Here is a 9,044-nt window from a genome sequence, read left to right as displayed (position 1 = left end):
AGCGGGCGAAGCCCGCTGGAAGCCAGCCCCACTTGAGCGCAGTGTTAGGGCGTGGACGCTTGCCGCGGGCACTGCCGCTCGCACCCTGGCCCAACGCCTGCCCTTGGCCGCGATGCGGGGCATGACCAGCACCGCCACCCTGACCGCAGGCACTGCCCCTCCACCTGCCGTCCGAAACCGAAGGCACCTGACGCGCGGGCCGCTCAACCTCTACCATTCGAGTATCGCTCATCCCGCGCGGCGATGTCGAGCGCCCGGCAAGCGCAGCGAGGGGTAAGACGCCTCCCGCGACGCAACGAGGGCTTGCGACGATGGCTCGGAGTGAGAACGGCGGCATGACCTGAGGCCTTGGCTGTAGGCGAGATGGACCGGCGCTCTAACGTCTGAGGTCACCGGCGCTGCGCGGCTTTATCGGGCAGCGTCCGGTGGACCGATGGGTTGGGCGTACCGGGGCTAAATGAAGGAGCCGCGTTGTAACGCCTTTTGTGGGTCGTACCACACGGCATCGACAAACCCTTGAAGCTCATTAACAAACCGCCAAACGATTTCTGCATCGATTGGAAATTCTTCGTGCTGGCGCTTTACTTCCGCATAGACGCTGCGCTTCTCGAATGGAAGACGTTTCGCGTGACGAAGCAGAAAGACGTTATCGAGAGCGGTGAGGCGGCAATCTTCAGGTTCCATGTCCAAATATTCCACCAGCAAATAGTAGCGGGACATCGGACATCCTTGTTTGAATCTTCCGGCAGTTCCCGCAGCCTCTTGGAACATTGTCTTGTCGAGGTTGATCTTGCATTCAGCAGCGAGAACGGCCAGGACGAGTTTCCCTTGGCGTGTTTGGTTCGGTGGGAAAGTGGGCTCGGTTGAGAACTGATAATGGATCGCCTTGCCCAGAGCAAAGTCCGTGTCCTTTTCCTTCAGGGTGACTGCGGGCTTACCGCCAAGAGAGCTAAGGCTAGAGGGAGTGAAGGCCAGCGACATGAATGCCGTTTGTGGGCCGACTTCGAGTTGAAAATCAGGAAGACCGGAGAGAACCTTGTCAGTGGCTAGATGTACGAGGAATTCCTCGATGACTGAGTTGTCGAGTTTCAGTTGACCCTTTTGCCGCTTGATAAACGCGGAGCCACGCTTGGCAATGAGATCGACTTCCAGAAAGTCTTTGTAGGAATTTAGGAGACTGGTCATTTCCTCGATACGCCTCTTGCCTGTGGTGGTGAGCCCAGAAAGCTTTGATGACCAGTCCTCGTAAGCCTCAAGCGCCTCCTTTAACAGCGCTACATCGTCGTCTTCACACTTTGGATTAGCAATAGCGGCCGTGAGTTTTTCTTTGTGCGGAGTCTTTGCCATTTGTCAGATTAGGGCGGTTTTGTTGAATAGAGGAGATGGTCGGACCGAATCAAGAAGGTCAATAGCCTCTTCGATATCAGCTTGAACGTCGCCGGCTTGGTTTTTCAGTGCGGCTAATAGCGATGCATTTGCAATGTCTCTCGCTTGTTCGCTTTCGTCCGGAAGTCCTATGCGTTGAGCGACGAGTATGTCTTCATAGATGGACTGTCCATAGCGATTGGTAAACACGCGCTCGTGACTCTTCGGTTTTGCGAACGCTCCGCTCCGTTCGATGATAGATGCAACAATATCTGAGTTTCCGAAAGGAACGCCACGAACCCTGGACTCACGCCCAAGCACCATAATTAGTAGGCCGTTTGGAACAAGCGCCCGAGCGAAACTCTTGATTGCCAATTCAATATCCAGGCTGTATTGAATTACTGTCAGAAAGCGATTTCCACGGTGTTTTCGGTTTGAACCAATTTCGCTGTGAGCTACTTTGAGCATGTCAAAACCGATTAGCTCCAGTATGGCACGGTAGTTTTGGTGATAGTTAAAAACGTTGATGTACGGGGGGCTTGTGATAATGACATGTGCCTCCTCATCAAGATGAAGATGGGCATTTCTCGCATCAGAGAGCAATGCGACGGATGGTCGTTCCGTGAGAGGGAGCTGAATGAGCTGCTCTAATACGAATTGAAATGAGCGACTGACTACTGACGCCAAGCTCCCATTCTTTGAACTCTCTGCCCGAAATAGGGAAAGGAGAAGTAGAAGTCTTGTCTGCTTATCGTCAGTTCCGCCAAGTAATTCGGTTGCAAGGCGCAGAAGGTTGGAAACCCTATTCCGGTAGTCTTCCGATTCCGTGAAAAGTGGAGTGTCCTGCGGCAGACGAATGAGTGAGTTGCAAAGCAATTCGTTAGCCTCTCCCGCTATGGCTTTCCGGGCACCGACACTCAACGCTGATAGAGAAAAAAACTTCGCCATCGCATAGGCAGCAGGGTTGATTTCTAATCCCACTGCCATTAGGCGACGAGAGGTGGCTTCCTGCAAAACCGTCCCACTTCCGCAGAACGGGTCAAGGACCACTTGCCCGGGGCGTGCGTAGGTTTCGAGCAGGTAATCTACGAACTGCGGAGTGAACTGACCTCGCCAGCTAAAGAGGTTTGACCTCGTTTTGTTTTCGACATTAAGGCGCGTACTTTGGAGGTCAGCAAGCATCATTCTGGATTTCGCCGGGGTTCGTGGCGCTATTTTCCCATCAATGGCCGTTGGCGACTACAGGGCAAGACTAAGGACGCCTAACGTCGTAGCTAAGGGGCTGGCTGGAAGCGGGCGAAGCCCGCTGGAAGCCAGCCCCGCTTGAGCGCAGTTTTAGGGCGTGAACGCTTGCCGCGGGCAGTGCCGCAAGCACCCTGGCCCGACGCCTGCCCTTGGCCGCGATGCGGGGCATGACCAGCACCGCCACCCTGACCGAAGGCACAGCCCCTCAGCCTGCCGCCCGAAACCGAAGGCACCCGACGCGCGGGCCGCTCAGCCTCGTCCAATCGAGTGCCGGTCATCCCGCGCGGCGATGTCGAACGCCCGGCATGCGCAGCGAGGGGTAAGACGCCTCCCGCGACGCAACGAGGGCTTGCGACAATGGTTTGGAGTGAGGACGGTGGCATGACCTGAGACCTTGGCTGTAGGCGAGATGGACCGGCGCTCTAACGTAGAGGTATGCGGATGGCGAAAGGCGGAGCGAAGCGCAGCTTTTCGCCAGCCCGCTTGACCGCCATGTTAGCAGGCCGTTGAAAAACTTCCAATCAAACACGCCGCACCCCCTGATTTCGACGCTTGGGGCAGCTCAGAAGGAGTTGCGCGGCGATTTCGGTCGTCTCCCAGGCCCGTTTTCAGGCCATCTCGCCCATTTTGGGCGCACTGACCCTCCTGTTTCACGCATGATGCGCGTCCCACCAGCCACCGATGCTGCCAGGTCTGGTAGCCCTCGTGCCGCCTGATGCGGCCGTCCACGGCCGAGTGTTTGTCCTTGGCGGCCACGTGCGGCGTGACCTTGAGCCTTCTGCAGCCCGTAATGAACGCCTTGCAGTCGTAGCCCTTGTCGCCCGGGCTCTTCTTGAACAGGCGGGTATCGGCGTCCGCGGTGCTCTCGTGGGTTCGTCGCTGGCGAGCGGGCGGCACTTTGAGCAGCATCTCCGGCGGCACCGAGGGCCGGCCCCGGCGGGCGTACACCGCCTCGAACTCGCGGTTCATGGTCGCCAGCAGTGCATCGACCACGCCGCGCAGCTTGCGCAAGGGGTGCGATGCAGGCACTCGCTCTTCGAGACTGATGTCACTGAACATCGTCCCCCGAAAGTCTTGGCTGCCTCTCATCGTCCTCGTGCGGGTGGTTCGCGGATAGCCCAGATCTTAGCACCCCACAGGGGCGCAGGGGGGATTTTTCAACGGCCTGCTGCGGGCCGAGATCTCCCGCGCCGGCGTCGGTGCCGAGTCGGCGCGCGATCTCGCGCACCAACTGCCGCGCCAGCGCGATCTTGCTGGCGGGTGGCAGCTCCACCGTCTCGCGCTCATCCACCAGCCACAACGCATTGTCGTCGCGCCCAAAAGTGGCGGGGCCGATATTGCCCACCAGCAGCGGCACGCCCTTGCGTACCCGCTTGGCCTGGGCATGGGCCAGCACGTCGTGGCTTTCGGCAGCAAAACCCACGCAATACAACTCGCCACGCTGCGCCCGGGGTGAGGCTGCCACGGTAGCGAGGATGTCGGGGTTTTCCACGAACGTCAGTGCCGGTGGCTGCCCGCTGCCGTCTTTCTTGAGCTTGTGCGTGGCCGCCTGCGCCGGACGCCAGTCGGCCACCGCTGCGGCGGCGATGAAGATGTTGACCTCGTGCACGTGCGCCAGCACCGCGTCCAGCATCTGCTGCGCCGACCGCACGTCCACCCGGTGCACGCCGCGTGGCGTGCGCAAATGCACCGGACCGGCCACCAGCGTCACGTCGGCCCCCGCCTCGCGCGCGGCGCGCGCCAGCGCGAAGCCCATCTTGCCACTGCTGTGGTTGGTGATGCCGCGCACGGTGTCGATGGCCTCGAACGTCGGCCCGGCGGTGATGAGCACGCGCTGCCCAGCCAGCACCTGGGGGCTGAGGCACGCCACCACGTCCTCCAGAATCTCCTCGGGCTCCAGCATGCGGCCGTCGCCCACCTCGCCGCACGCTTGCTCGCCCTGCCCCACGCCCAGCACGGTGGCCCCGTCGGCCTGCACCTGCGCCAGGTTACGTTGCGTGGCCGGATGGGCCCACATCTCGCGGTTCATGGCCGGCGCCAGCAGCAGCGGCACGCGCGCGATGGGCCGCGCCAGGCACAGCAGGGTCAAAATCTCGGCCGCGCGGCCCTGCGCCAGTTGGGCAATCAGGTCGGCGCTGGCGGGCGCCACCACGATGGCGTCGGCCGTGCGCCCCAGGTTGATGTGGGCCATGGCGTTGGGCTCGCGCAAGTCCCACTGCGTGGTGACGACGGGCCGGCCGCTCAGGGCCTGCATCGTCACCGGCGTGATGAACTGAGCCGCCGCCTCGGTCATGACCACCTGCACCGTGGCGCCCGCGCGCACCAACAGGCGGCACAGCTCCGCCGACTTGTAGCAGGCGATGCCACCAGACAGACCAAGGACGATGGATTTGCCGTCGAGTTCTTTCATGCGAGCGCACTATACCGCTGACAGCCTGCTCGCGGGCCATGCGCGGCAAGCTCACGAGGGGCTGGCCGCACCGCAGCGGCTTTTATAATCGGCCTTTCCACAGACGGGCCGGGATCGGCCCGCCCAACGTCATGACCAAATACGTGTTCGTCACTGGCGGCGTGGTGTCCTCTCTGGGCAAGGGCATCGCCTCCGCGTCGCTGGCTGCGCTGCTGGAGTCGCGCGGCCTGCGCGTCACCCTCATCAAACTCGACCCCTACCTCAACGTCGACCCGGGCACCATGAGCCCGTTCCAACACGGCGAGGTGTTCGTCACCGACGACGGCGCCGAGACCGACCTCGACCTGGGTCACTACGAGCGCTTCATCACCACGCGCATGAAGCGCAGCAACAACTTCACCACGGGCCAGATCTACAAGTCCGTGCTGGAGAAGGAGCGCCGCGGCGACTACCTGGGCAAGACGGTGCAGGTCATTCCGCACGTCACCAACGAAATCCAGACCTTCATCCAGCGTGGTGCCGAAGGGGTGGACGTGGCGATCGCCGAAATCGGCGGCACGGTGGGCGACATCGAGTCGCTGCCGTTTCTGGAAGCGGCGCGACAGATGAGCCTGCGCTTGGGGCCCAACAACGCGGCCTTCGTGCACCTGACCTACGTGCCCTACATCGCCGCCGCGGGCGAGCTCAAGACCAAGCCGACGCAGCACACGGTGCAAAAGCTGCGCGAGATCGGCATCCAGCCCGACGCGCTGCTGTGTCGCGCCGACCGCGTCATCCCCGACGAGGAGCGCGAAAAGATCAGCCTCTTTACCAACGTGCCGCTGTGGGGCGTGATCTCTATGCCCGACGTGGACACCATCTACAAAGTGCCGCGCGTGCTGCATGAGCAGGGGCTCGATGGCCTGATCTGTGACAAGCTGCGCCTGCACACCCCGCCGGCCAACCTCAAGCGCTGGGACGACTTGGTCTACGAGGTCGAGCACCCGCAGGGCGAGGTGCGCATCGCCATGGTGGGCAAGTATGTGGACCTGTCCGACAGCTACAAGTCGCTCAACGAGGCGCTGCGCCACGCCGGCCTGAAAAACCACGTGCGCGTGGCCATCACCTATATCGACTCGGAAACGCTGGACGACGACAAAGTCGCCGAGCGCCTGGGTGGCTTCGACGCCATCCTGGTGCCGGGTGGCTTTGGCAAGCGCGGTGTGGAGGGCAAGATCCGCGCCGCGCGCTACGCGCGCGAGCAGCGCGTGCCCTACCTGGGCATTTGCCTAGGGATGCAGGTGGCGACGATTGAGTTTGCGCGCCATGTGGCGGGACTGGAGGGCGCCAACTCCACCGAGTTCGACCCGCACACCCCGCACCCGGTGATCGCGCTCATCGACGAATGGCTCGACGCCGACGGCACACTGCAAAAGCGCGACGCCAACACCGACCTGGGCGGCACCATGCGGCTGGGGGCGCAAAGCGCCGACGTGCTGCCGGGCACACTCGCCTACCAAATCTACGGCCCGGTGGTCACCGAACGGCACCGCCACCGCTACGAGGCCAACACCCAATACCTGGACCGGCTGCGTCAGGCGGGGTTGGTGATTTCGGCCCTCACCCAGCGCGAGCAACTCACCGAAATCGTGGAGCTGCCGCAGGACGTACACCCGTGGTTCATGGGGGTGCAATTCCACCCCGAATTCAAGTCCACCCCCTGGGACGGGCATCCGCTGTTCAACGCCTACATCGCGGCGGCGCTGCGGCACCAGCAGCAGCGCGCGCCACAAACCACCCCGGAGGTCGCATCGGCATGAATCTGTGCGGATTCGAGGTCGGCCTGCACCGGCCTTTTTTTCTGATCGCTGGGCCCTGCGTGGTCGAGAGCGAGCAGCTGCAGATGGACGTGGCCGGCGAGCTCAAGGCCATCACGGCCGAGCTTGGCATCCCCTTCATCTTCAAGAGCAGCTACGACAAGGCCAACCGCTCGAGTGGCCAGTCATACCGTGGTCCGGGGCGGGAGCGCGGGCTGGAGATTCTGGCACGCGTGCGGCGCGACGTCGGTGTGCCGGTCCTGACCGACGTACACACCGAGGCCGAGGTGCCCGAGGTGGCTGCGGTGGTGGATGTGCTGCAGACGCCGGCATTCCTGTGCCGCCAGACCGACTTCATCCGTGCCGTGGCGCAAAGCGGCAAACCGGTCAACATCAAAAAAGGGCAGTTCCTGGCACCCCAGGACATGAAAAACGTCATCGACAAGGCGCGCGCCGCCGCGCGCGAGGCGGGTCTGAGCGAAGACCGCTTTCTGGCCTGCGAGCGCGGCGTGAGCTTCGGTTATCACAACCTGGTGTCGGACATGCGCAGTCTGGCCATCATGCGCGAGACGGGCGCGCCCGTCGTGTTCGACGCCACGCACTCGGTGCAGCTGCCCGGTGGCCAGGGCACCAGCAGCGGCGGCCAGCGCGAGTTCGTGCCGGTGCTGGCGCGGGCGGCGGTGGCCGTCGGCATCGCCGGCCTGTTCATGGAGACGCACCCCAACCCCGCGCAGGCGCTGTCGGATGGGCCGAATGCCGTGCCCCTGAAGCACATGCGGGCCCTGTTGGAGACCTTGGTCGCGCTCGACCAGGTCACCAAACGGCAGGGTTTTCTGGAAAACGCCTTCGACGCTTGAGACCCCATCATCCGGAGCCCCGACATGCCTTGCGGCTATATCATCGCCTCGGTCACGGTGACCAACCCCGAGCAGTACGAGGAATACAAGCGCTGGTCCACGGCCGCGATTCAAGTGCACGGCGCCGAGGTGCTGGTGCGAGGCGGCCGCGTCGAAGTGCTGGAAGGCGACTGGAGCCCCGGCCGCACGGTGGTGCTGCGGTTTCCCTCGTTCGAGGCGGCGCGCGCGTTTCACGACTCGCCCGAATACCGGCGCGCGCGCGAGGCGCGTGCCGGAGCCGCCATCATGCGCATGGTCTGCGTCGAGGGCATTTGACGTTTTCTGGTTTTTCACATCGAGCAAAGGCAACCCATGAGTGCAATCGTTGACATCGTCGGCCGCGAGATTCTGGACAGCCGCGGCAACCCCACCGTCGAGTGCGACGTGCTGTTGGAGTCCGGCGTGATGGGCCGCGCGGCGGTACCGTCCGGTGCCTCCACCGGCAGCCGCGAAGCGATCGAGCTGCGCGACGGCGACCCGACCCGCTACGGCGGCAAGGGCGTGCTCAAGGCGGTCGAGCACATCAACACCGAAATCTCGGAAGCGGTGCTCGGCCTGGACGCGAGCGAACAGGCCTTTTTGGACAAAACCCTGATCGACCTCGACGGCACCGAAAACAAAAGCCGCCTGGGGGCCAACGCGATGTTGGCCGTGTCGATGGCGGTGGCACGTGCCGCGGCCGAAGAGTCGGGCCTGCCGCTGTACCGCTACTTCGGCGGCAGCTCGGCAGTGCAAATGCCCGTGCCGATGATGAACGTCATCAACGGCGGCGCGCACGCTAACAACAACCTGGACCTGCAGGAATTCATGATCCTGCCGGTGGGGGCGCCCAGCTTCCGCGAGGCGATTCGCTGGGGCGCGGAGGTCTTTCACGCCCTCAAAAAGATCATTCACGACCGCGGCATGAGCACCGCCGTCGGCGACGAAGGGGGGTTTGCGCCCAGCGTGGCCAACCATGAGGCGGCCATCCAGCTCATCCTGGAAGCCATCGACAAGGCTGGCTATACCGCAGGTGCGCAGATCGCGCTTGGCCTGGACTGCGCTGCCAGCGAATTCTGCAAGAGCGGCCCAGACGGCCAAACGACGTACCACCTCTCGGGCGAAGGGTTGGTGCTCAGCGCCGCCGAGTGGACCAACATCCTGGCCACCTGGTGCGACAAGTACCCCATCATCAGCATCGAAGACGGCATGGGCGAAGGTGACTGGGACGGCTGGGCGCTGCTGACCGAGCGCCTGGGTCGCCGGGTCCAGTTGGTTGGCGACGACCTGTTCGTCACCAACACCAAGATTCTGAAAGAAGGCATCCAAAAAGGGATCGCCAACTCGATCCTG

Annotated in this window: 7 protein-coding genes and 1 pseudogene; 4 read left to right on the top strand and 4 right to left on the bottom strand. The window is 62.9% G+C overall.

Features of this window, described 5'->3' with window-relative positions; translation table 11 throughout:
* Window positions 1–453 precede the first annotated feature (453 nt).
* The 4 genes and pseudogenes from Q0716_RS04120 to coaBC all read right to left on the bottom strand — a co-directional run bounded on the left by Q0716_RS04120 (window position 454) and on the right by coaBC (window position 5,020).
* Complete coding sequence (locus Q0716_RS04120) at window positions 454–1,347, bottom strand: Bpu10I family restriction endonuclease (RefSeq protein ID WP_299019998.1); 894 nt, start codon at window positions 1,345–1,347, stop codon at window positions 454–456.
* A 3-nt stretch (window positions 1,348–1,350) separates the two neighbouring features.
* Window positions 1,351–2,547, bottom strand: coding sequence for a DNA methyltransferase (locus Q0716_RS04115; protein WP_299019996.1), 1,197 nt, complete (start codon window positions 2,545–2,547; stop codon window positions 1,351–1,353).
* A 753-nt stretch (window positions 2,548–3,300) separates the two neighbouring features.
* Window positions 3,301–3,699, bottom strand: a pseudogene (locus tag Q0716_RS04110) (hypothetical protein); the annotation flags it as partial.
* On the bottom strand, window positions 3,659–5,020 hold the full coding sequence (gene coaBC / locus Q0716_RS04105; RefSeq protein WP_299019994.1) for a bifunctional phosphopantothenoylcysteine decarboxylase/phosphopantothenate--cysteine ligase CoaBC: 1,362 nt from the start codon (window positions 5,018–5,020) through the stop codon (window positions 3,659–3,661). The gene coaBC and the pseudogene Q0716_RS04110, both read right to left, overlap by 41 nt.
* 131 nt (window positions 5,021–5,151) lie before the next feature.
* Between coaBC and Q0716_RS04100 the strand changes: the two genes are divergently transcribed.
* The 4 genes from Q0716_RS04100 to eno form a co-directional block, all read left to right on the top strand.
* Window positions 5,152–6,819: a CTP synthase gene (locus Q0716_RS04100; protein ID WP_299019992.1), complete on the top strand. Its 1,668-nt coding sequence runs from the start codon at window positions 5,152–5,154 to the stop codon at window positions 6,817–6,819.
* Entirely contained in the window at window positions 6,816–7,673 is an 858-nt protein-coding gene (gene kdsA, locus Q0716_RS04095) for a 3-deoxy-8-phosphooctulonate synthase (RefSeq protein WP_299019990.1), read from the top strand. Before Q0716_RS04100 ends, kdsA begins: the two co-directional genes overlap by 4 nt.
* Before the next feature lie 24 nt (window positions 7,674–7,697).
* Window positions 7,698–7,988 carry a DUF1330 domain-containing protein gene (locus tag Q0716_RS04090; protein ID WP_068609089.1) on the top strand — a complete coding sequence of 97 codons (291 nt, stop codon included), beginning with the start codon at window positions 7,698–7,700 and terminating at the stop codon, window positions 7,986–7,988.
* 36 nt (window positions 7,989–8,024) lie between these two features.
* Window positions 8,025–9,044 (top strand): phosphopyruvate hydratase (eno, locus tag Q0716_RS04085; protein WP_299019980.1); only part of this gene is annotated, 1,020 nt, incomplete at its 3' end.

The sequence above is a fragment of the uncultured Tepidimonas sp. genome (assembly GCF_938045175.1).
Lineage (GTDB): Bacteria > Pseudomonadota > Gammaproteobacteria > Burkholderiales > Burkholderiaceae_C > Tepidimonas.
This window is presented reverse-complemented; position numbering and strand designations above follow the sequence as displayed.

Bases quoted from the DNA above. Each gene is read 5' to 3' on its own strand.
- coaBC (WP_299019994.1), bottom strand. From the start codon at position 5,020: ATGAAAGAACTCGACGGCAAATCCATCGTCCTTGGTCTGTCTGGTGGC.
- Q0716_RS04120 (WP_299019998.1), bottom strand. From the start codon at position 1,347: ATGGCAAAGACTCCGCACAAAGAAAAACTCACGGCCGCTATTGCTAAT.
- Q0716_RS04115 (WP_299019996.1), bottom strand. From the start codon at position 2,547: ATGCTTGCTGACCTCCAAAGTACGCGCCTTAATGTCGAAAACAAAACG.
- Q0716_RS04100 (WP_299019992.1), top strand. From the start codon at position 5,152: ATGACCAAATACGTGTTCGTCACTGGCGGCGTGGTGTCCTCTCTGGGC.
- Q0716_RS04090 (WP_068609089.1), top strand. From the start codon at position 7,698: ATGCCTTGCGGCTATATCATCGCCTCGGTCACGGTGACCAACCCCGAG.
- kdsA (WP_299019990.1), top strand. From the start codon at position 6,816: ATGAATCTGTGCGGATTCGAGGTCGGCCTGCACCGGCCTTTTTTTCTG.